This is a genomic window from Ruegeria sp. YKSD179, assembly GCF_059612885.1.
Window position 1 is genome coordinate 1 of the sequence record NZ_JBXWRL010000040.1, and the last position, 21,611, is coordinate 21,611.

Genomic DNA, 21,611 nt, shown 5'->3' on the forward strand with positions numbered 1-21,611 from the left:
TATTCACGGCCCAGCTTTCGGGCTTTATCAACTGCCTGGCAGCAACGAGCCGTCTGGCGGTTGGGTTTGGAGCACAGGTGAGCCACTCACATATACGCGGTGGTCGAAGGGTAATCCTGACAATTTTCGCGGCAGGCAAGGATATGGTCACTTTTTTGCCAACCCAAAACATTCACGCGAACCACACTTTTGGGACGACGGGAGTGACTACGCAAGGACATTTGTTATCGAGATTGAATAGCAGGCGTCACTAAGTCCGTTTTTTTAAAGTTACAGTTCCAAAGATGTATTTCAAACTCAGGTCACTTGCCCACTTCGGACTGGTCAGATTTTTCTGATGGCACCTCTTCTAACTGCAAACGCAAACCCCCGACAGTTTTTTTCTCGATTCAAGGCCAGAGATTTACTATACTAAAGTAGCAATCAGTGAGTGGTTGTGTTTTCAAACGATTCTGGCCGCTTCTCCGACACATCGGCGAAGCGGCCAATTTTTTGTGCGATGGGTTTAGAACGAACATTTTCTAGCAAATCTTGTTTGGGTTATGTTTAAAGATCTCTTTTGATCTCTTCGTCCTCGAGTTTGTTCCAAGCTGCAAACCAAACTAAAGTCTAGGGTCCGTCTATTGCTCAGAAATTCTCAGGGTTAAAGACCTCGACTCTTAACTAAGAAATCCTCAACTGCATCAAAGCGAAGTGCTCGAATTTGCGAGCAAAGCTGCCTGTGTTCTGTTACTGACCCTAAGTTTTCCTAAGATATTCGTGACGTGAAATTTCACGGTTACTTCTTTCAAACTCAGATCTTGCGCTATCGACTTATTGGATTGCCCCGAAGCAAGCATCCGCAGAATCTGTCTTTCTCGGACAGTTAAGCCATAGTTTTGGAGTTCGCTGTCAGGCTGACCCTGGGAATTGCCGGCAGAGATTTCAACGGGATTATTCGCTATCAGTTCATTGATGCCGGCTAGCATCAAGTCGACTGGCATAGATTTTGGGAAAAAAGCAAGCGCCCCAAGTTCAATGGCTTTATCCGCAACTTCAGGGGAAGCAACCCCTGAAATTATCACTGTTTTTTGGTCGGGAAACCGCGATCGGAGCCGGATCAAACCTTCCAAACCGTCCATCCCTGGCATCTGATAGTCGATAATTGCAAGATCGATGTTTCTGAAAGTTGAAAGCGCGACGTATGCCTCCTCAGCACTTGAGGCTACCTTCACTTCGAAACCGGCTTTTTCAGCCAGGTAGCTGGCCAATGTATCGCGAACCAGTTGATGATCATCGGCTAGTAAAATGGTGCTCATCAAGAACCGAACAGCCTCCGAGAAAGAACTATTATGCCTCAAACAACGATTGACTTAGACTCTGTTAATCTATGTTCGACGCTCAAATCAGTGATAGCTTGATTGTAACACCATGCAACCGGGGAGGCCAATTCTATGAACTTAAGAAATGCTCTGACTATCGTGGCTACTTTCGCCGTGATGTGTTTTTCATCAGCCTATGCACAAAATTCGATCCCGTTGACAGTTGTGCTTGTGGGCGGCGAGCAGAAAGAACTCTCGTTGGAGGTTTTGGATTCGCTAGACCAAGTTTCCTTTTCCACCTCTACTATTTGGACTGACGGAATTCACCAATTCAGCGGTGTTCCGATTTCCAGTCTTATCCAACACCTAAACGCCGATGGCGAACTCCTTAAACTTTATGCCTTGAACGATTATTCCGTTGAGATGCCGGTTGCAGAGCTCGAGGAAGAAGTTCCAATTATTGCAACTCGGATTGACGGGGCCACAATGTCGGTTCGGGAAAAGGGACCTTACTGGATAATGTTTCCGTTTGACGACAGTCCCGATTATCAGACCGAATCTAACTATGCGCGCTCGGTTTGGCAGTTGAAAAGAATTGACCTTCTCGAATGATTTGTAGGCATTTCTGGGCTTTAAAGCGAAGGTTTATGGAGGTGCAATGCGATTTAGGTTAGGCCGGATTCTTATTCCGGCATCTGTTTTGTTTCTTGTTGCGCTCGTGGTCGCCTTGGGCCGTAATCTTTGGCTTGAGCAGCGCGCGCTATCTACTGCTGGCAGCGAGAACGCCCAATGGACGATTTTGCAGTTGGACACCGAGTTCGCCAATCTGCGTTCCGTCTTGCTTGAAGAATCTTCCCGTATCAGCCCAGACACCGCAAGAATTTACGTACAGACCCAAATAGCCTTAAGTCGTATCGATCTCGTTAGCCAAGGAACGGCTCGAGAAATAATTGAGAGCGATAACCGCGCGTCGGAGTTGTTACGGGAACTTCAACAATTCGCCGATGAAACAGAAAGGCTTACGCAAAGTAACAGCTCAACCAACGATGTTGTTGAAATTGTCAACTTAACGACACGGTACCAACCGGTAGCCCGTGAATTGGCATTGTTGGGTATTTCCATCGGAGCCGAAAGAACCGAGGCCCGTAGGCAAGAATTTTCGTCAGCTCTCAGAAATGCCGGCCTGGTCGCGACTTCAGTCGTCATCGTATTAGCGGCAGTACTTCTGTTTCTGTACAGAATGCTAAGGCTTTCCAGAAAGCGCGACCTTGCACTTCGCGAAACAACAGCCCGGTTAGAGTCTACAGTGTCTGCTTCGCTTGATGCCATAGTCATCGGAAATGAGAGGGGTGAAATTGTAGAATTTAACCAGGCTGCTGAACAGGTTTTTGGTTCGAAGAAAAAAGACGTTTTAGGCAACATAATCGAGGGCACAATCCTCCCAGATGTTCATTATCAAGAAAATAATAACGAGCCTAACGCGCTAATCCCAAAACTCATTCCCGGGCTTCCCGAAAATAAGCGGGTCGAGATTTTGGGAACGAGGCGAAATGGAGAAGTGTTCCCAGCAGAGGTCAATGTGACAAGGGTATCGAATACAGGCGGCGGCTTGGTCGCCGTCTATCTGCGCGACATAAGTGAAAGAAAGCGCAACGAGCAAGCGTTATTGGAGGCCAAAGAAAGAGCGGAGCGAACTGATCGAGCAAAATCACGGTTCTTGGAAATAATGAGCCATGAAATGCGAACTCCTCTCACCGGAATTCTTGGAGTTCTCGACTTGCTAAAAACTACAGACCTCACGGAGAAGCAAAATCACTTTCTGGAGGTAGCAATCGGGTCGGGAGAGATTCTGCTCGAACAAATCAACGAAGCCCTTGATATTACACGCATTGAGTCAGGTTCGTTGGTTCTGTCGCCCGTTACATTCAATCCGTACGAGAAAATTTCTCAAGTCATCGCAATTCTTGAACCATTAGCAATGAAAAAAGGATTGGAACTTGAAACCGACCTCGATCAAAACTTGTCGGCCAACTTTATTGCCGATGAAGTGCGGGTGGGCCAAATTGTCACGAACCTTGTTGGAAACGCTATCAAGTTCACTTCCCAAGGAAGTGTCCAAGTACAGCTAAGGGGTGATAGTGCCCAGCATATTACTGAGTTGGTTCTGACCGTCTCAGACTCAGGAGATGGGATACCAGCAGACCAACTTGAAAAAGTTTTCGAAGATTATGTGACCCTAGCTCCTGTCAAAGGCCGGCAGTCCAGAGGGGATGGTCTTGGGCTTCCTATTTCAAGAAAAATTGCGAGAATGATGGGCGGGGACATTACTGTCTACTCCCAATTAAATCGCGGAAGTCGCTTCACCCTCAACCTCCCCTTAAAAACAGCTTCGAAGCCTCAGCAAATTGGGTCCAAAGTTGAACGCACAAGTATAGGGAATTCTGTCTCAGCTACGCGAAAACTTTCTGTTCTTGTCGTTGAAGATAACGTAGTTAACAATTCGGTTCTTTGTGAAATGCTATCAAGCCTGGGTCATCGGGTTCACAGTGCGGTCTCAGCAACCGACGGCTACGAACTGGCAATAAACACTAAATTTGACGTTATTCTGTTGGACATTGGTCTGCCTGACGGTGATGGGTGCGAACTAACTGAAAAGATAAGAAAATCTGGCGGGTTGAATGCAACCAGTCGGATTCATGGGCTTTCCGCATACGACGAAGAGGAATACTTGGATAAGGCCTTGGCTTCAGGGATGGACGGATACACAACCAAGCCAATTCGGCTTCACGATCTACAAAAAGCATTGCTGGGAGAACCATTGGATTCGAGCCCCGTGCCTGCCGACAAACCATTAATAGACAGGAATATACTACAGGAACTTGGTGACACATTGGGTCAAGCGCAAATGGAAAAAGCTCTTTTGGAATTCTTCCGAGAGATGTCTGATTTCTTTGCGGAGCATGAAAATCTACCTGACTTGAGTGAAAGAAGCGAATTGGCGTCTCATCTCCATAAACTTAGCGGCGCTGCTGCCTTGTTCGGGTTTCGTTCGTTGACGAAAGTTATTGAGGACACACGAAAAGAAGCAACCGAGGCAGATATAAACGGATTGGAGATTGCCTTAGATCATTTAAAGCAAGAGACGGAAAACACTCGCAGGAGAATGGGATAAGCGAAATCAAACCTGAAGATCCGCACCAACCTAACGACCCGTCCATTTAGTCGTACTTTAGGCGAGTTTTAGTTCCCCAAACTATTCTAATTGGTAGGTTGATAAAATTTTGCGATAACAAATAATTAAGGAAAGGTTCAAATCAGAAGATCTGCAACCACTCACTGGAACGATCTATCGTTCTTAGCCCGCCGACGCAGCTCGGCGGGTATTTCTTTTCGGTGAGGCGGAAATTCGGTCAGGTGACATCTAACCACTTTGAGGTCTGCTCTTCCTGGACTCTATGGTCTCGTTAAATGGTAATGTTTGGCCGTCTTACCAACAGGCATGGCAAGAATTAGACGAACCTCGGCCATATTATTTCACCAATTCAGTTGCACCTTTTAGCGACCACTTGGCTCCCTATCCCCAAGTGGAAGAGCGGCTCGCGAACGGCTTCGTCATTAATACAGTTTTGGGCAAAGCCACCGCGAACGTTCGTCTACCCGCCCAGTGGTGGGCCGCTGGGCGGGTTTCAAGAGGGTCATTTCAGAGAAACTAATTAGGAACGCGCATCAACGACCGCAGAAAGGTTCTCAGGCAAACTAAAAAAGCGCTGAGGAAGTCGCGCAAGCGTCTCTTGCACCAAGACATTAGGTCACCACAATCATATCAACGCAAAAATCCTTGCCTGACCGCCAGTGCCACCTTGGATTTTCGGCGCGCCCACGATGAGTGTTGCTCCCGATGCTGGCACTTCATCTAGGTTTGCAATGCACTCGATTCCAAATCGCCCAGTTGGCAACCAAGCATAATGGGTCGCGAAATCCTGACTGGCCCCTAAGTCGAGCGAAAGTGTGTCTACTGCAATCGACCGTGCACCCGTCTCCAGGAGCATCTGCGTCGCTTCAATATGGAATCCCGGATAATGCTGAATGCCGTCTGCGTCTGCATTCCTGAATCCGGGGGTATCCGTCTTCGTACTCCAACCTGAATTCATGGCCACACAAGCTCCATCGGGGATCGGACCGTTGGCATCTATCCAAGCCTGCAGGTCCTTTGGCGTCACTTGGGTATCGGCATCCTCTGCAGCGCGAGCGCGGATATCGACTACGGCTAATGGGCAAACCAAATCGTTAACTGGGATTTCGTCCACAGACAGACCGTCTGCTGAGAAATGCAAGGGCGCATCAATGTGAGTTCCCGAATGCTCGTCCACTGTATAGACGAACACGTTGAACCCGTGGTCGGCGAAATTTGCAGGTTGTTCGCGGTTCAAACCCGGTTCGCCGACCCAGGTCGGGAATTCTTCACTAAAGGTGTGGGTCATATCTACAACACGACCATGACCGGCCGCCAAGGTGGCCGGCGCTGAGGCGACCAACCCTGCAGCCGCTGTTACTGGCACCGCGGCTGATGCACGCAGTATGTCACGCCGGCTCAACATCCGGTTCTTTACTGAATTCATTACGCAAATATCACACAAGGCAATTCTCCTTTCTTAGATTGTGTCCGGTGCGGCGCTTGTGAATAGCCAAACCGGGGGTCAGTAAGAAGGCAATGTCGCTCGATGGGATCGCAGCCATAACAAAAATCCAAGATCCACCGTCAATCGAACTTCCGGGATTGCACCGTCGCCAATGCCACTTCCAGTCCGGTGCAAGGGACGCATAACTTGCGATCCGAAGTAGAGCGAATAAACGTCTGCGATCAGTTTAAAGGACAGCGTTCCGAACACTCGGAATTCCCCATTCCACCACTCGACTCGCTCAGAACGTTAACACGTTTTCAAAATCATTTGCTTTGATGTTCGAAAAAGAAATTGGAAACCAAATTCGTATTGCGACTGTGCGAGTGTCTCTTGTTACGAGACCTCTGCACCCAACTTCGAACTGAAGCACACTTGACATATTTCGACAGACCCAATTTCGAGACCAAGCAACTTTGCTTTTTTTTTGATTGGATTTGATCCAAAGTAATGGATCAAACGAATAAATCATATCGTAGGGTCAAAGGAAAGATTGCGGCGGAACTCAAGGCTGAGGCAAGCTTCGACGCTTACCGATACCACGAAACTGTCGTCAGAGTGGGAATTTGAATATCCTTCAAGAATTCAACGATATAGATAAATCGTTGCCTTTTGCGGCCGCTAAGTGGCCTGACCGGGTTGCGTTCCGAAGCAATGGCGAATCCATCTCGTACCTCACGCTTCTCAGAAAAGCCGAGGCGATGGCTGTCACCCTTCGTGCGGTTGGCGTCAAACCTGGCGATCGGGTGGCGTTGGCTTTGTACAAAGGTTTGGAAATGCCGATTGCCATACACGCAATTTGGATGGTCGGAGCAGCCTTTGTGCCATTAGACCCGATGGCGCCTGTGGAAAGATCCACCCAAATCATTTCAAATTGCGACACTTCAGTAGTGGTTGGCGCACCACGAAGTTCAGATTTACTTCAAAGAATTGCACTTGAAAACAAAGTTGTAGTCGTTGGTGCTTCAATCCCAAATTGTGACTGTGCCGTGCCTGATGAGCAGGTCACTAACTTTGTTTGCCACGAAAACGCACGTGATGATTTAGCTTACATAATTTTCACTTCCGGCTCCACGGGTACACCCAAGGGTATTTGCCACACTTTCGCTTCTGGAAGCGCTTTTGCTCACGCATGGCTAAGGCAATATGGGCTCAGACCCAGCGACGTTTTTTTCAACACCGTGCCCCTTCATTTCGATTTTTCTTTGGCCGATTTTTTTACTCCGCCTATGGTCGGAGCGACGACCGAGCTGGTTAAAGAGCAGGTGCTGATGTTCCCAGCAAGCCTTTCACAGTTGTTGGAGGAAAGCAGAGGGACAATCTGGAGTTCTGTTCCGTACACATTCTTACAACTTTGCGAGCGTGGAGCCTTGGAGCAACGCGACCTGTCCCATCTCAGGTGGATAATTTACGGTGGTGAACCAATGCCTCCGTCGGCTTTGCCAATTTTGCGAAACGCTTTAAGCGCCAAAATTTCAAACTCTTATGGGCCGGCCGAAGTAAATCAGGTCTCAGAATATACAGTGCCTAATGACCACCCTACGGACATGCCAATACCGATTGGTCATAACATGGATCACGCCACTTTCTTACGGGCGGATGACGGTGAACTGCTCGTGTCTTCAACTTCGATGATGCGCGGCTACTGGAACCGTCCAGACCTGAATGCCAGATGTTTTGCAACAATTAAGGGCAAAAAATACTACCGAACAGGTGACAGGGTTAAATTAGATTCTGAAGGTCGCTGGGTGTTTCTGGGACGGGAAGACCGCCAAGCGAAAGTACGCGGCTATCGCGTAGAACTTGACGAGATCGAACTAGCTATGAACTCTCACGAACTAGTTTCGGAAGCGGCGGCAATAGTTTCGCCTGACGGATCAAAAATACTGGGCTTTGCAATTTTGGCAGACAATCAGGAGCTGGAGATGTCTGACTTTAAAGGCTTCCTGAATTCCAAGTTGCCAGGTTACATGGTTCCCGACGAACTGGAATTCAGAAAGTCATTTGCCAAAACCAGCACGGGCAAGATCAATCGAAGAAGTCTTATGGAGACCGCCAAGTGAGCAGAATAAGCGATCAAGAAATTGCAGATTTCATCTCGAAAACCATCTTGGATGGTAGGCAGGTTTCAACGACGCAAGAATTGTTGTTGTCAGGAATTCTGGATTCGCTTGGGGTCATGACCCTAGTCGCGTTTTTAGAAACGGAAATGAAAATTCAAATTCCAACCGAGAAAATCACGTTTGAAAACTTTAGCAGTGTGGAACAGGTGTCGGGGTTTTTGAATACTATCTGAATTCAACCAATCAATGGGTTATACCCTAATGCTTTCGATTGATGAAAAGTGCGAAGAATTCCGCAACTTCGGCCATGAAGTTTTGAGCGAAGATGTGGAGGAACGAGATAGACGCGGGGCCAAAGACCCATCGGATTGGATGGGCCTGTGGCAGTCCGCCGCACTTAAAGGAGTGTTGGGTATAAACGTGCCGCAACAGTTCGGAGGCGAGGGGCGGTCTTTTACAGATTCTTTTCAAGCGCTGCATTCTCTTGGTAAAGGATGCCGCGACAATGGCATGTTGCTAGGCCTTAACGGGCAACTTTGGGCTATGCAGCATTCGATATCGGTGTTTGGGAACGAGCATCAAAAGGCTAAATGGCTACCTGCTCTCGTAGACGGTGAAGCGGTCTGCGCGCACGCTGTAACTGAGACGAATAGCGGGTCGGATGTGACCGGCATACGCGCGACGGCGGAAAAAACAAAATATGGATATCGTCTTAACGGGGAAAAGATTTGGATCGGCATGGCGCCTGCTGCAGACGTTGCTCAGGTATTCGCAATAACCAACCCGGATCACGGTGCCTGGGGAATGTCGGCGTTTATTGTTGATCTCAAGTCACCCGGAGTTTCAAAAAGCGCCCCATACGATAAGTCTGGTCATCGAACAGTACCGACCGGCAAACTAACGTTTGAAGACGTAGAAATCCCGGATGAGTCACTGTTGGGATCCGAAGGTTCCGGTCACGCAATTTTTAACCAGTCTATCGCCTGGGAACGAAGTTTCATTTTCTCTAGCCATTTGGGGGCCATGAAAAGGCAGCTCGACGAAACGGTTTTGTTTGCACGCGACCGCGCCCCGAATGGTAAACCGATCATAAACAACCAGACCGTTTCTAACCGAATTGCCGACATGCAGGTTCGCTATGAAATTTCGCGACTCTTGATAGAAAATGCTGCTCGCGAAATAGACGCTGGAGTTAAAAACCGAATGACACCTTCGGTTGTGAAATTATCTGTCGCCGAAGCACTTCTGGAAAATGCGTTGGAAGCACAGCGCATCAGGGGCGCAAGCGGATACCTGACCGGAGAATGCGAGAGAATGGTCCGGGATATGGCTGGAACGATAACGCTGGGTGGAACATCGGATATTCAACGCCTCCTAATTTCCGCTTATCAGAAAGGCGCCGTCAGAACTTAATCCGGTCACAACTGATTGTATTTGGACTTCTCAGCCTCTGCAGTTGGTATAACTAGGCCCCTTTGTAATTGCCGCGAAAACTACAAAATTGATCAGGGTCAAGGAGAAACATTCATATCTGATTAAATCTTGCTTTCGGAGAACTTACCGAAAGGAGTTTGGAGATGGTTGAGAAATCCCACACCAGCGGTTTTTGGCCTTCCCTCTATGATCCATTGCGCCAGATGGGCGAACGGGTTGCTGAATGGCTCGCGCCAGCATCCGAAGCTGCCGGAAGCGACGACTCATATCGAATTGCTGTCGAGCTCCCCGGAGTAGCGGAAAGGGATATCCATCTGAGTGTTGAGGAAGGCGTCGTTATTTTGAAGGGTAAGAAGCGATCCGAGCGCGAAGAAACAGGAGAAACCTGGTTCTTCTCCGAACGGCAATACGGCTCGTTTAGCCGTTCTTTTCGACTGCCCCCAGACGCAGAAGGGGACAAAGTCGACGCACAACTCAAGGACGGTGTTCTGACAATCACCATTCCAAAGAAGACACCAAGGAAGCAAGAAACCTCCAAAGTGGAAATTCGCAAGGGTTAGTATCAACCAGTGCTACCAATGCGTTGTCGGAGAAACCGGGTATGAGGCGTAAATCGGTCGACAATTGTCTGGCAACGACCGCCTCAGACCTTTCCAGGTGCGTGGTGTCCAGGTCATGATGGTTTTAGCGCTTGTCTGATTTTCCGGACTTATCATCAACTTTCCAACATGGATTCCGCCCAAGCACTTTTCTATCCGCATTTGAAACCGGGACGATTACTTAACGTTGCAAAGCAATCCTTGGAACGGTTGGCCGCTCAGGAAGAACTCGCAACGCATCAAACAGTACAAGGGTGTTTGCATAATAATTAGAGTATGAAAGCACTCATGTTAAAGGCGTGACGGGGTCCGAAGCTGGAACGCTCTCACGGTGAATGCGCAATAAATTGCAAACGCGCGGCACCACAAAAGCGTTCCGCCTACACATAGCAGCGACCTTTAACCACTATGCCGCTAAGTTCGCTTTAAGCGTCAAAGTTCCAGATGTCGCGTTGAACCTTCCATCCATCAGCTCCGTTGCGTAGGTAAAGAACATATTTCCCAGCAAGCTGTTGCCCTCCCATCGAGCCAGCCAGCGTTCCCATTGTTACAGCAATGTCACCGCTGACATGAGCCGCAGTGATAGTGGCAACCACATCACTCAGACCTCCGTCAATTGCGGCCTGCCAATACTCACGTATGGCACTAAGACCTGACATTGTGGGCGCACCAGGCGGCATCAACGCCCCGTCTTCGGCGTATGGTGCTGTTGCCATATCTGCGTCTTTCGCATTGATCCCTGCGATGATCGCCGCATCCAGTTCTTTAACTTTTTCAATGTCCGACATTTTCTCCTCCCACATTTTTTGTATGCCCCAAGACTACCACACATTCCTGAGTCGATGTTCTTCTATGGTTCCAAGTCCCTTTTAACCAAAAAACATAATGGGATACATCGGATCAGGATAATCGGCAGGCGATGTTATTTAGTGACCATCACCCCTAGCTTCTTCGCTCAAAGTGTTCCTCAACTGGCCTGCGTTCAATCGACGGCGTGCCGTTGGATGTTTCCTTACTCTTGGGGTTGTCGAACAAAAATTTGACCACAACTTCAAACAGCAACCACAAGGCGACGACCCCCAGTACCGCCACAAATAAATGAAACATTGGGTTCGCCATATTTCAGTTCCTTTCACTAAGATATAAAGAACGGTTCAGGACAATGGATAACTACACGCCAGGGCTCAGGGCCGGTTTCAAATGCGTGTCATTTGCTCAGCCACCATGTGCCCCAACCAATGTGAAATACGCCGGTTGACAGGTTCCGCGTCACTTCCTCGAACCGGACATCAAGCAACACTGCATTCTTTCCGTCCAAATAGCGCTGCCCAGATAGAGCGAACGCATTCATCACGTCATGAATTGTGCACGGCTGTTGGATAGTCAGCTGCATTTCCATGGGTGGAGTTAGGTCGTCATCCTGATCCCACCCTTGTATCACGGTCGCAAATTTGGTGCCGGCCTCAAAGGTTTGAGCGGCCAGAGCCGGGTCAATCTCCCGTATTGCCGTTTCTGTGTTGTTCACAAACACGGGGCGTCTCCTCTCAGGTTTCGTAGCGCGGGGTTCTAAACCTCTGCACTACCGAAGTGGTGGCACCTGAAGTTCCTTTCATGTGAGATTCCGCCAACCTAATGCGAATTTCTGCCAGCCCAGAGTTGGCATAATAGATGTTGGCGTTCCCAGCATGCATCCCGCCGCATAGCCGTGTTTATTGAACCGATTGAGCTCGGCGCACATCAATCAAACTATCTTCCGAATAGTAGGTAAACTGACGGCACTGATCTCGATGCAGAAAATCCGAAAACTTAAAACGACAAGCGTATCTTGGCATCAGTGAAACAGTGATTGAAATGTGGTAAAGTGTATTATGACTTCAAGTGATCTTTCAGCTGAAGAAGAAATGCGCCGTCGAATATTTGGCGGGGGCAGATTGCTTCTTGAAAATCTATCCCGGGACGAGCTGTCAGCGCTGTATCCCATGTTGATCAACGGTGACGCGGAAATAATAAACGAAGCCTGTAAACCTTATGTAATCCGCAAGCTTCCACGTTGGTAGGTTATCAGCGTTTTCATTAGGCGGCTTAAGTTATTCAGGCAAGCCCTGAATCTGTTTGGGTTCTGTCTCAACTTAGGTACTTACTTCACTGCCTTTCCGATTGTTCGCGTATTTGCTCGATCGAACGGGCGGCGAAGTTGCCCGACAAAGATTCATCTACCATCGCTTCCAACGCCGGCAACGCCGAAGAGGCCGAACCGCCTATTTCTCCCAGTGCTATTGCCGCTTCTTTTCTGACAAAGACTGAAGGACTATTCAGAAGTAAGATAAGTTCCGGCACTGCAGGCGCCGCCTCAGCACCAAATAACGCAAGCGATTGTGCAGCCGTTCGTTGTTCGTTGGCATCCCCGCGGGATAGGTCAGACTTGAGACTCGCTACCGTAGTACTTGGGGGCAGCGCGGCCAATCGAAGACCCTTGTTAATTCGATTGTTCAAATATTGATGTTCTCCAACCCAACGCACGATAAAGAAATACTCGCGGACGACTTCCTGCAAGGCGCCCTCATGTTCTCCTTTCTGCCACCTATCTATCATTGCCCGCGCCGCACGGCGTTTTCCGTTCAAAGCCAGAACCGATGCTGCAAAAGGCATCAATTCAATTGCCTGAGGGTTTCGATCCAACTCCTGCAAAATGGCTGCCTCGGCACTGTTTAAATCATTCTTTGCGAAATGTGCCGCCCCTTCGAACAAGGCATAATGACTGGGATAGGCAGGATCGAGACGCATTGCAGCTTGGACAAAAGCCAGACCTTCCTCTGGTTCGCCGCCCGCAATTAACGCCCACCCCATAGTCAAATGTGCTTCGGGGTCACTGGGCTGTAAAGCAATCGCTTTTGCGGCTTCCTGTCTGGCTTCGTCCGTTCCCCGGCTTACACCCGCTGCGCTATCCCAATCCGGAAGGTTGAGGCTGACGATGGCCCTTATGACGTGGATCAGCGACGTATCTTGCTGGGTTACTTCACGGAAATACTTGTAAAACAAACCGATATGCATTTTTTCGTCGGAGTTGGCGAACCCTCGCCAATGGTGAAAAATGTGCGGTCGCAAGTGGGCCAAAGCCAGTGTAGCCCACGCGCGTCCGTAGTTTGGATCAAGTGCGACTGCTTGCTCGAAATGCGGAATCGCTGCCAGATTATCCCTTTCATTAAATTGCGAGTACAACTCCCAGCCACGTTGGAAAGCTTCGCGCGCCTCGACCATTTTGGTTTCAAAATTTTCGATCGCGAACCTACTTTGAGTGTTCAGCGGAACCTCCAGTTCCTGCGCGATCGCAAGTACGATGCTGCTTTGAACATCAAAGATGTCGTTGTCTTCCGAATCGTAACGTTCTGCCCAGATCAATCTGCCATTCAATGTGTCTGTAAGGCGGATATTGACCCGAAAGTCTTTCTCTGTGCGTCTAACACTTCCATCTACCACGTACCGCACACCCAGTTTCTCCGCAAAGCCTGCAATGTCGATGTCATTGTCCTGATAAGCAAAGGACGTGTTCCCCGCGATGACAAAAATCCCGGAAATACGAGATAAATCGGTAATCAAATCCTCGGAAATACCGTCAATCAGCATCTGATTGGAAGTATCGCCAGTCAAATTAGATATTGGCCGCACCGCGATCGACGGCAAATCCGGCAACGGGTAAGCCATTTGCGCCTCCGATGCCAGCAATTGGTCCTTTTTCCATAGGTACTCAGAGAAAAATCCTATTGCCGTCAAAACGGTCAGAACCGCGCCCAGCTTCATCCAACGGGGCAATTTCATTTGTTTTGTCGCAACTAAGGATGGTGTCGACTCTGTGCGGACGCGGAAAGCCTCAACAGGTTCCGCGATATTCTTAACATTCTGCGGACCGATTGGGACAAAGCTGCAAGGTACCTTTTTACGTGCGTATTCGACAATTGATTGTGAGGCAACGATACCCCCAGGATCTGCCAAGGCTTCAAGCCGAGCGGCTACGTTTACGCCATCTCCTAAGATGTCACTTGCATTTGAGATTACATCTCCGACATTCAGACCTATCCGAAACGTGATTGCACGGTCTGGGTCAACTTCTTCATTTCTTATCGATAGTTCTGATTGTATCGCCAAGGCAGCGCGTACTGCATCGACTGCGCTGTGGAACTCGATAAGAAAACTATCGCCCGCGGTGTTTGCAATGCGCCCAGCATGCATATCAATCGTTGGCTCGATGACTTCTTTGCGGATTAGTCGAAGTTGTTCAACTGTACCTTCTTCGTCCAAACCAACCAATCTGGAATAGCCTGCAATATCGGTGGCCAATATAGCTGCTAATCGACGATTTGGTCGGCTTTCCATGATATCTTAGATTATCAGTTGGAAATTTTCCTGGGAACTTATTTTCGCTGGAACGTTAATGTTCCAAAGTCGTGTCGAGTTCACGCGCAACCCCGGTTCTCCAAAAATAGCCGCGGTGCAATCACGAACAAAAAGCACGATGTTCAAGCGAGACCCTTAGATTATCCCAAACGCTTTTGACATAACTTAGGCCGATCCGTTTTGATGGACACTGACGCTACGATCTCGGTTGTGACAGAATTTAAAGTCAAATTTTTCTTGCTATTGGAAAAACTGTTTTCAAGACTGATTTTCAGCATATTTTGAGGAGAGAATATCATGGCTGGAAAATTTGAACTCTACACAGACAAAGCCGGCGAATTTCGGTTTCGGCTAAAGGCGGGGAATGGCGAAATTATTCTCGCCAGCGAGGGATACAAGCAAAAAGCCAGCGCCGAAAACGGCATCGACTCGGTGCGACGCAATGCAAGTGATGACAGCCGTTATGAGCGCAAGGATACCAGTTCTGGGAATCCTATGTTCAATCTAAGGGCGTCGAACGGGCAAGTAATAGGAACTAGCGAACAATACAGCAGTACCGCGGCTCGGGACAATGGGATTGAGTCCGTCAAAAAAAATGCGCCTGACGCAAGACTGGATGACCAAACTGGCTGACGGCTGTTTCCAGAAAATTACCCGCGAAAGCTGAAAAGAACCGCTTTCGCGGTCAACAAATCAAATCTAAATTAGAATTTTCACTTCCCCTTTGGGATAGTGAACCAACGTGCTTTTGACACCCGCAGTAACTTTTTGCGCTCCCCAAAAAGACCTCGTATTCGGACGCCTCATCACCAATTACACGACGGCCAGTACATCATCTCAATGGCGACCTGTCCGGCATGGCGTGCTAACTGCAGCTCTTCTGCAGATTTGGTCATGCGCATTCCGGCAAGAGTTGGCGTTACGCTTACCAAGCTCACATCCGAGGCCATAGTACCCGTGAAAACACGTACTGCGGGGGCATATCATCCGGTCCGATACTGACAGAATTTGCCCCTTTGATTGCTCCAGGAAGCTCAGCACGCAACTCATCCCTCATTCCATCATTTTAGGCAACGTATCCTCGTCAGCACGCAACCCAGTAGATCGGTTACCCTTGCAGACCTTAAATAGGCCGAAAATTCCGACGCCTTCATGAGCTGAAAGTACTATCTCCACAATTCGTCAGCTATTTTGGTCTTAGTTTAACAATCTTTGAAACCGAGTTCAGGGAATTGAAGGAATGTCAGCCTCAAGTTCTGAAGTTTCGGTATATCAAATCCCACCTACGCACTCGCTCACAAACCCAAGCGCCGCCTTTTTGCGGTGAACAGAATTGTTTGATCAATTGATAAGTTACAACTTACCATTGGCCCATGTGTTCTTGTTACAAAAATCATTCGAGTATTGTCCGCGCTAATGAGGTTTTTAACGCCCATTAACGGCAACCGACCAGCTACTTCGGTTCTCATTAGGTGATTCGCTTTGCAGAACCGCCTAATGCGGGCATGTTAAAAACAAAGGCAACTGTTGATGAAGGCAGGATTTATGAGCTCTGGGGTCGACCTTGTAATCCACGATGGTCGGGTGGTTACGCCAGAAGGGATTGTTGAAGGCGATCTTGCTATTACCGACGGCAGGATCGTGTCGATAGGAACGTCGGTCACCAAAACCAAAAGGCGCATCTTTGCCAGTGGCAAATGGGTAATGCCTGGCGGCGTCGATCCTCATGCCCATATTGAACAGATGTCCGGCATGGGGCTTTGGAATGCAGACACGTTCGAAACTGCCACAAAGTCCGCTGCCATGGGCGGCACAACAAGCGTAATTTCATTTGCTGCCCAGGCCAGGGGGCAGTTGCTTTCTGAAACAGTTGCCGACTATGCCGCCCGTGCTGCACGAGGCGCGATGATCGATTACGCATTCCACCTCACTGTGACCGATACGGAAGTCGATGAGTTTGACAACGACCTTGCTGCTCTGATTAACGCCGGTCACAGGTCACTCAAAGTCTTCACGACATACAATATCCAACTTAACGATGGCCAACTGCTGGATATTTTTGAGAAAGCAAAGCAGAGCGGCGCTTTGGTATGTGTCCACGCAGAAAACGACGCCATTATTGCACAGGCCAAGGATAATTTGATCAGGGCGGGCCATGTCTCCCCGCTGGATCACGCCCGGTCGCGTCCAAGAATGGCGGAAATTGAGGCGGTAGAACGCATATGCCGATTTGCTGAATACTTAGACCAACCTGTGATGCTGTTTCACATTTCAACTTCCGACGGCGCGTCTGCGATTGCAGCGGCAAAGGCTCGTGGTGCTCCGGTTTGGGCGGAAACGTGTACGCATTACCTACTAATGACCGAAGAGATACTAGATAAACCTGGGCTTCAGGGTGCCAAGTGGATGTGCTCACCACCACAACGCACCAAGCATGATCAGGATGCTTTATGGGCAGCGCTGCTTGGCGGAACGCTCAGCTTGGTGTCTTCCGATCATGCGCCATACCGCTTTGATGAATCTGGTAAATTGGCAGCCGGTACCAACCCGGGCTTCCATCAGATAGCAAATGGATTGCCGGGATTGGAGACGCGATTACCGATTTTGTTCAACGCGATGGTAACTCAGGGGCGCGGTGGACCCCAAGCTTTCGCCGAGTTGACCTCACACTCTGCCGCCAGGATTTATGGGCTTCAACGGAAAGGTGCCATTGCTGAAGGCATGGATGCGGACATTGTTGTTTGGGACCCCGAGAAAACTGTGACGTATGGTACGAACGATTTGCACGATAATGTGGGTTACAACCCTTGGGCCGGATACAGCGTAACGGGATGGCCTGATCTTGTAATGCTCCGTGGCCAGCCACTTGTACAAGATGGTGTTTTCTTGAGATCGCCGGGGAACGGAAAGTGGATTCATCGACCGTTTCTGGCAACCAAACCCAATAGGCGAACCGCTGAGGCGGAAACAAAATGAAAAGACCTGAAACAAACAACCAACTGGCGATCACGTTTTTTTACTACCGCGATCTGCCAGCCGCGATGCAATTCTACGAAGAAGTGTTGGGTTTGCCGCTCGCCATCGATCAGGGGTGGTGCAAAATTTACCGGATTTGTCAGGCAGCGCATGTGGGCTTGGTGGACGAAAACAAGGGCATGCACAAATGGACGGCAGTTAAGCCGGTTCAACTGTGCATTAGGGTACCTGACGTAGATGACTGGTATTCCTATGCCAAAGGAAAAAATCTGGATGGTCTGTCAGAGTTTTTCGAGAATCGCGACCTCGGCATCCGCGCGTTCGTTTTCAATGATACTGAAGGCTATCAGATTGAAATCCAATCTGCGACGGGGCTTGGCGCATGAGTGCACTGATCATCATCAACCCCAACTCATCCAGTATATTGACAAACAGCATTGATCAGGCCGTCGATCCGCTGCGAAGTTTCGGCATTCCAATCCGATGCCTGACACTTGCCGAAGGTCCCCCAGGCATTGAAAGCCAGCGACAAGCGGACCAGACTATCAATCCGATGCTGGCACTAGCCGCCGCTCAGAAAGATGCGGCAGGTTTTGTTATTGCCTGCTTCGGCGATCCGGGGCTGCATGCATTGCGGGACCAGACTGCCCTCCCGGTTGTGGGCATTCAGGAGGCCTCGGTCATGACCGCACTTGGCCTTGGCCACAGGTTTGGTGTAATTGCGATCCTTCCCAATTCGGTTCCTCGCCATTTGCGCGCCTTTGGCGGCATGGGGGTGCTGGGCCGATTGGCGGGGGATCGCCCTTTGGGCCTTGGCGTCGCGGATCTGACAGATGAAACAAAAAGCTTGGATGCCATGATCGCGACGGGAAAACGACTTCGCGACGAAGACGGTGCAGACGTATTGATAATGGGTTGTGCGGGCATGGCGCGTTACCGTGAACCATTGCAGGAGGCAACAGGTCTGCCAGTTGTAGAACCTACCCAGGCTGCGGCAAGTATTGCATTGGGACAGATCCGCCTAAGATTATCTCACAAATTGCAAAGGGTTGATCATGCTTAATGAATCAACAAAGGGCGTCTTCACCATAGCCGCCACACCTTTCCTTCCTGACGGTGCATTGGATTTTGACAGCATAGATCGCATGATCGACGCCTATATTGAACGAGGCGCCAACGGCCTGACCATTCTTGGCATGATGGGCGAAGCCGGAAAGTTGTCAGCCTCAGAATCTGTGTCAGTCGTTCAGCGCGTCATATCACGTTGCGCTGTTCCGGTTATCGTCGGTGTTTCGGCCCCCGGTTTTTCAGCAATGACAGCCCTTGGAAGCGAAGCGATGGGAGCTGGTGCAGCTGGCGTGATGGTTGCACCACCCATGGGATTGCAAACAGATGCTCAGGTCATCGGTTATTTCCACAACACGGCAGACGCCCTGGGCGATATTCCCTTTGTTCTGCAGGATTTTCCACTTGCAACAGGCGTACAAATATCACCGTCTGTGGTATTGAAAATCGTTGAAGATTGCCCGACCTGCGTGATGCTGAAGCACGAAGACTGGCCAGGACTCGAAAAAATCACAACACTGCGCAAGGCGTCCGATGCGGGATCGCGCCGAATATCAATTCTGTGCGGGAATGGAGGGATGTATCTGCTGGAAGAATTGCTTCGTGGGGCCGATGGCGCCATGACTGGCTTTGGATATCCTGAAATGATGCGACAGGTTCTGAATGCCTTTCTTGGCGGAGACATCGACCTCGCTCGCGATATCTTTGACGCCTATATGCCCATGATCCGGTATGAGGCGCAGCCAGGTATGGGTCTTGCCATCCGAAAGCACTCTTTGGCTAAACAAGGTATTATTGCACACCCCACTCTTCGCAAACCGGGAACTGAATTAACGGCCCTTGCGATTACAGAAATCGACGCTCTTGCCGCCCGACAGGAGCAGCGTTTAAGGGAGCTTGGGATTTAGGAAAGTGGCTCGCAATTCAGAAATCCATTCTCAAAGCTCTGGTCGAAAATGGGTTTCGCCGTCGTTGCCTGCATTGGGTTCTGAGCGCTTATAAAACGGACCGCGCTTTAAGGGTTCCCGTTGACCCTGCACCCTATGCCAGAAAATCTTATGTTTCCGGCAGATATTGATCCAACAATGCATCCACGAGACCTTCTTGAAGACGGTAGCCGGTATCCCGGTCCACCCGTAGAATGTCCTCAAGTATAATGAATTGTTCCATGCCAGTGGTCATGGATAACCGTAGTTTCAGATCTTCGTATTCCCTGGGCTTCATCGAATAGCGAAGGGGTTCAAGGGCTTCACCAAACGCATCTACTCTTCTGGCTCCGCGCATTTTGACAGTTCCTTTTTTCAACGAGACCTTTAGGATCTCTCCTAGAAACTGGCGAAAATAGGTCTCGTGATCCCTCGAAAAATCAAGGTAGTAACGCGCAACAGCATGTACGCGGGTTCGGACATCATCGATTCCGACGAGCAATTCAGACGTAGGTCTCACTTCAATGTCCAAGGTCGCGTCCAGCGCCAGTACTCCTGGATCTGAAAAGTACCGGTAGACAGTCGCGCGGCTTGTCCTTGCGCGTTCTGCGACTTTCGCCAGCGTGACCTCTTGCCCTTCGGACATAAGCTCACGCGCTGCCACTAAAAGCGCTTCTCTTGTTCTATTCTTCTGGTTGATCCGTGTACTCAATGCTCTTCTCGTATAATGAGACACTTGTCTTATAACTGGATTTGTGTATCATAACAACACGCCAAATTCAAAAAAAGGGAGTTGTCTTGATGACGCAACCTCGCCCTCGAATTTATCACTTACTTGGTAACCTTTTGACATTTCACGCTTTCCCTTCTGAGACCGGAGATCGTTACACGATTGTCGAAATTAAAACCGCGCCGGGAGCTGGAGCCCCTCCCAATTATCACGCCGGCGAAGACGAAAGCTTTTTTGTACTTGAAGGCGAGTTTGAGTTTCTTGTGAACGGTGAGACAAGGAAAGTATCAGGCGGGGACTTCGTTAAAGTCCCAGAGGGCGCAATTCATGCATTTACTTGCACCGGGCAAGAACCCGGGCGTCTGATTTGCATTAACTCACCAGGTGCCATGCACGACACGTTCTTTACAGAGGCTGGAGAAGAAATGCCGGACGGGACGACAGACGTTCCGAGGCCTGATGGCCCGCCGGATATTCCGGCGATCATGGCCGTCGCCGATAAAGTCGGCATGACAATACTTGCCCCCGACAAAGCTCCAGCCTGAGCCAGTTTCGATGTATTGCCCGAGCCAAATGAGGATAAAGAAATGAAACAACTAGCTTTTAACATTGTTTTCATACTTTTTCCTCTGTCCACCATTGCTGAACCGAGTTTGGAACGTGGTGAATACCTCGTACGAGGGCCTGCGGCGTGCGGAAATTGCCATACGCCGCAAGGACCGAACGGGACCGATATGACAAATGAGCTTGGCGGCATGATGATCGAAAAGAATGACATGATGGAGGCATGGGCAGCCAACATAACTCCGGGTAGCCGTGTTGCGGATTGGAGCGATGCAGACCTTGCCCGAGCGATACGCGAAGGTATCCGCCCTGACGGTACAGTCATCGGACCGCCGATGCCAATCGGCTTGTATCGCGGACTGAGCGATGACGATCTCATGTCGATGGTCATGTTCCTGCGAACAATACCCTCCAGTGACATTGAGACACCTTTGTCCACCTACAATTTTCCGCTGCCACCTGCCTATGGTCCGCCACTTGAGACAGTTTCGGCGCCACCGAGCGGCGTGACGGTCGAATATGGTGCTTATCTTGCTGGACCAGTCGCGCATTGTACGGAGTGCCACACGACTTTCGGGCCCAAAGGTCCGATGTTTGATACTCATCTAGGGGCAGGAGGGTTCGAGTTTCACGGACCGTGGGGCGTTTCCGTCGCACCCAATATCACGAGCCACCAGGACGGTCTTGCAGGATATTCAGACGATGACCTGAAGACCATTATCGTTTTAGGCAAAAGACCAGACGGAAGCCAAATGCTACCGCCTATGGGTTACGCCTATTATGCAACGATGTCGCCCGAAGATCTCGAAGCCATAGTAATGTATCTGCGTACCATCCCACCCCTGCCTGATCCATAAAAAGCTAAGCGAAATGCTGCGGATT

General features: G+C 49.6%; 20 protein-coding genes. 14 read left to right on the top strand and 6 right to left on the bottom strand.

Annotation, left to right across the window (positions count from 1 at the left end; all coding sequences use genetic code 11):
* A partial coding sequence (locus tag AC2FNE_RS17230) for a C-type lectin-like domain-containing protein (RefSeq protein WP_496805873.1) occupies window positions 1-241 on the top strand: 241 nt, incomplete at its 5' end.
* 442 nt (window positions 242-683) lie between these two features.
* Here AC2FNE_RS17230 and AC2FNE_RS17235 read toward each other — a convergent pair.
* Entirely contained in the window at window positions 684-1,298 is a 615-nt protein-coding gene (locus AC2FNE_RS17235) for a response regulator transcription factor (RefSeq protein WP_170606231.1), read from the bottom strand.
* A 135-nt stretch (window positions 1,299-1,433) separates the two neighbouring features.
* Here AC2FNE_RS17235 and AC2FNE_RS17240 point away from each other — a divergent pair, with 135 nt between their 5' ends.
* Window positions 1,434-1,913: a putative pterin-binding protein gene (locus tag AC2FNE_RS17240; protein ID WP_170606233.1), complete on the top strand. Its 480-nt coding sequence runs from the start codon at window positions 1,434-1,436 to the stop codon at window positions 1,911-1,913.
* Window positions 1,914-2,001: 88 nt separating this feature from the next.
* Window positions 2,002-4,473, top strand: a complete 2,472-nt coding sequence (locus AC2FNE_RS17245; protein WP_496805874.1) for a hybrid sensor histidine kinase/response regulator — start codon at window positions 2,002-2,004, stop codon at window positions 4,471-4,473.
* Between the two features lie 646 nt (window positions 4,474-5,119).
* On the opposite strand, the gene AC2FNE_RS17250 is transcribed toward AC2FNE_RS17245, so the two are convergent.
* Complete coding sequence (locus AC2FNE_RS17250) at window positions 5,120-5,938, bottom strand: cyclase family protein (protein WP_170606237.1); 819 nt, start codon at window positions 5,936-5,938, stop codon at window positions 5,120-5,122.
* Between the two features lie 608 nt (window positions 5,939-6,546).
* Here AC2FNE_RS17250 and AC2FNE_RS17255 point away from each other — a divergent pair.
* The 4 genes from AC2FNE_RS17255 (at window position 6,547) to AC2FNE_RS17270 (ending at window position 10,037) form a co-directional block, all read left to right on the top strand.
* Window positions 6,547-8,043 (top strand): amino acid adenylation domain-containing protein, encoded by a 1,497-nt coding sequence (locus AC2FNE_RS17255; protein ID WP_496805875.1) that lies wholly within the window; start codon window positions 6,547-6,549, stop codon window positions 8,041-8,043.
* The gene (locus AC2FNE_RS17260; protein ID WP_170480690.1) at window positions 8,040-8,276 is read left to right on the top strand and encodes a phosphopantetheine-binding protein; all 237 of its coding nucleotides are present in this window, start codon (window positions 8,040-8,042) and stop codon (window positions 8,274-8,276) included. The genes AC2FNE_RS17255 and AC2FNE_RS17260 overlap by 4 nt, the downstream gene beginning before the upstream one ends.
* A gap of 28 nt (window positions 8,277-8,304) precedes the next feature.
* A complete protein-coding gene (locus AC2FNE_RS17265) occupies window positions 8,305-9,456 on the top strand; it encodes an acyl-CoA dehydrogenase family protein (protein ID WP_496805876.1) in 1,152 nt (383 codons plus the stop codon).
* Between the two features lie 164 nt (window positions 9,457-9,620).
* On the top strand, window positions 9,621-10,037 hold the full coding sequence (locus AC2FNE_RS17270; protein ID WP_170606245.1) for an Hsp20/alpha crystallin family protein: 417 nt from the start codon (window positions 9,621-9,623) through the stop codon (window positions 10,035-10,037).
* 464 nt (window positions 10,038-10,501) lie between these two features.
* Here AC2FNE_RS17270 and AC2FNE_RS17275 read toward each other — a convergent pair whose 3' ends face one another.
* The 3 genes from AC2FNE_RS17275 to AC2FNE_RS17285 form a co-directional block, all read right to left on the bottom strand.
* Entirely contained in the window at window positions 10,502-10,864 is a 363-nt protein-coding gene (locus AC2FNE_RS17275) for a YybH family protein (protein ID WP_170480696.1), read from the bottom strand.
* A 419-nt stretch (window positions 10,865-11,283) separates the two neighbouring features.
* Complete coding sequence (locus AC2FNE_RS17280) at window positions 11,284-11,607, bottom strand: hypothetical protein (protein ID WP_170606247.1); 324 nt, start codon at window positions 11,605-11,607, stop codon at window positions 11,284-11,286.
* 611 nt (window positions 11,608-12,218) lie between these two features.
* Entirely contained in the window at window positions 12,219-14,411 is a 2,193-nt protein-coding gene (locus AC2FNE_RS17285; protein WP_496805877.1) for a HEAT repeat domain-containing protein, read from the bottom strand.
* A 354-nt stretch (window positions 14,412-14,765) separates the two neighbouring features.
* Between AC2FNE_RS17285 and AC2FNE_RS17290 the strand changes: the two genes are divergently transcribed.
* The 5 genes from AC2FNE_RS17290 to AC2FNE_RS17310 all read left to right on the top strand — a co-directional run bounded on the left by AC2FNE_RS17290 (window position 14,766) and on the right by AC2FNE_RS17310 (window position 19,417).
* Window positions 14,766-15,101 (top strand): YegP family protein, encoded by a 336-nt coding sequence (locus tag AC2FNE_RS17290; protein WP_170480704.1) that lies wholly within the window; start codon window positions 14,766-14,768, stop codon window positions 15,099-15,101.
* Window positions 15,102-15,998: 897 nt separating this feature from the next.
* Complete coding sequence (hydA, locus tag AC2FNE_RS17295; protein WP_496805878.1) at window positions 15,999-17,444, top strand: dihydropyrimidinase; 1,446 nt, start codon at window positions 15,999-16,001, stop codon at window positions 17,442-17,444.
* A complete protein-coding gene (locus AC2FNE_RS17300) occupies window positions 17,441-17,830 on the top strand; it encodes a VOC family protein (protein ID WP_170480708.1) in 390 nt (129 codons plus the stop codon). The genes hydA and AC2FNE_RS17300 overlap by 4 nt, the downstream gene beginning before the upstream one ends.
* A complete protein-coding gene (locus AC2FNE_RS17305) occupies window positions 17,827-18,507 on the top strand; it encodes an aspartate/glutamate racemase family protein (protein WP_496805879.1) in 681 nt (226 codons plus the stop codon). The genes AC2FNE_RS17300 and AC2FNE_RS17305 overlap by 4 nt, the downstream gene beginning before the upstream one ends.
* Window positions 18,500-19,417 (top strand): dihydrodipicolinate synthase family protein, encoded by a 918-nt coding sequence (locus AC2FNE_RS17310; RefSeq protein ID WP_170606255.1) that lies wholly within the window; start codon window positions 18,500-18,502, stop codon window positions 19,415-19,417. The genes AC2FNE_RS17305 and AC2FNE_RS17310 overlap by 8 nt, the downstream gene beginning before the upstream one ends.
* A gap of 148 nt (window positions 19,418-19,565) precedes the next feature.
* Here AC2FNE_RS17310 and AC2FNE_RS17315 read toward each other — a convergent pair whose 3' ends face one another.
* Window positions 19,566-20,147 carry a TetR/AcrR family transcriptional regulator gene (locus tag AC2FNE_RS17315; protein WP_496805880.1) on the bottom strand — a complete coding sequence of 194 codons (582 nt, stop codon included), beginning with the start codon at window positions 20,145-20,147 and terminating at the stop codon, window positions 19,566-19,568.
* An 89-nt stretch (window positions 20,148-20,236) separates the two neighbouring features.
* Here AC2FNE_RS17315 and AC2FNE_RS17320 point away from each other — a divergent pair, with 89 nt between their 5' ends.
* Both AC2FNE_RS17320 and AC2FNE_RS17325 read left to right on the top strand, forming a co-directional pair.
* Window positions 20,237-20,710: a cupin domain-containing protein gene (locus tag AC2FNE_RS17320; protein WP_496805881.1), complete on the top strand. Its 474-nt coding sequence runs from the start codon at window positions 20,237-20,239 to the stop codon at window positions 20,708-20,710.
* 42 nt (window positions 20,711-20,752) lie between these two features.
* Window positions 20,753-21,586: a cytochrome c gene (locus AC2FNE_RS17325; protein WP_170606259.1), complete on the top strand. Its 834-nt coding sequence runs from the start codon at window positions 20,753-20,755 to the stop codon at window positions 21,584-21,586.
* Window positions 21,587-21,611 lie beyond the last annotated feature (25 nt).

Excerpts from the sequence above, each read along its gene's own strand:
- AC2FNE_RS17275 (WP_170480696.1), bottom strand. The coding sequence starts at position 10,864 with ATGTCGGACATTGAAAAAGTTAAAGAACTGGATGCGGCGATCATCGCA.
- AC2FNE_RS17235 (WP_170606231.1), bottom strand. The coding sequence starts at position 1,298 with ATGAGCACCATTTTACTAGCCGATGATCATCAACTGGTTCGCGATACA.
- AC2FNE_RS17300 (WP_170480708.1), top strand. The coding sequence starts at position 17,441 with ATGAAAAGACCTGAAACAAACAACCAACTGGCGATCACGTTTTTTTAC.
- hydA (WP_496805878.1), top strand. The coding sequence starts at position 15,999 with ATGAAGGCAGGATTTATGAGCTCTGGGGTCGACCTTGTAATCCACGAT.
- AC2FNE_RS17320 (WP_496805881.1), top strand. The coding sequence starts at position 20,237 with ATGACGCAACCTCGCCCTCGAATTTATCACTTACTTGGTAACCTTTTG.
- AC2FNE_RS17265 (WP_496805876.1), top strand. The coding sequence starts at position 8,305 with ATGCTTTCGATTGATGAAAAGTGCGAAGAATTCCGCAACTTCGGCCAT.
- AC2FNE_RS17305 (WP_496805879.1), top strand. The coding sequence starts at position 17,827 with ATGAGTGCACTGATCATCATCAACCCCAACTCATCCAGTATATTGACA.
- AC2FNE_RS17325 (WP_170606259.1), top strand. The coding sequence starts at position 20,753 with ATGAAACAACTAGCTTTTAACATTGTTTTCATACTTTTTCCTCTGTCC.
- AC2FNE_RS17240 (WP_170606233.1), top strand. The coding sequence starts at position 1,434 with ATGAACTTAAGAAATGCTCTGACTATCGTGGCTACTTTCGCCGTGATG.
- AC2FNE_RS17310 (WP_170606255.1), top strand. The coding sequence starts at position 18,500 with ATGCTTAATGAATCAACAAAGGGCGTCTTCACCATAGCCGCCACACCT.
- AC2FNE_RS17270 (WP_170606245.1), top strand. The coding sequence starts at position 9,621 with ATGGTTGAGAAATCCCACACCAGCGGTTTTTGGCCTTCCCTCTATGAT.
- AC2FNE_RS17290 (WP_170480704.1), top strand. The coding sequence starts at position 14,766 with ATGGCTGGAAAATTTGAACTCTACACAGACAAAGCCGGCGAATTTCGG.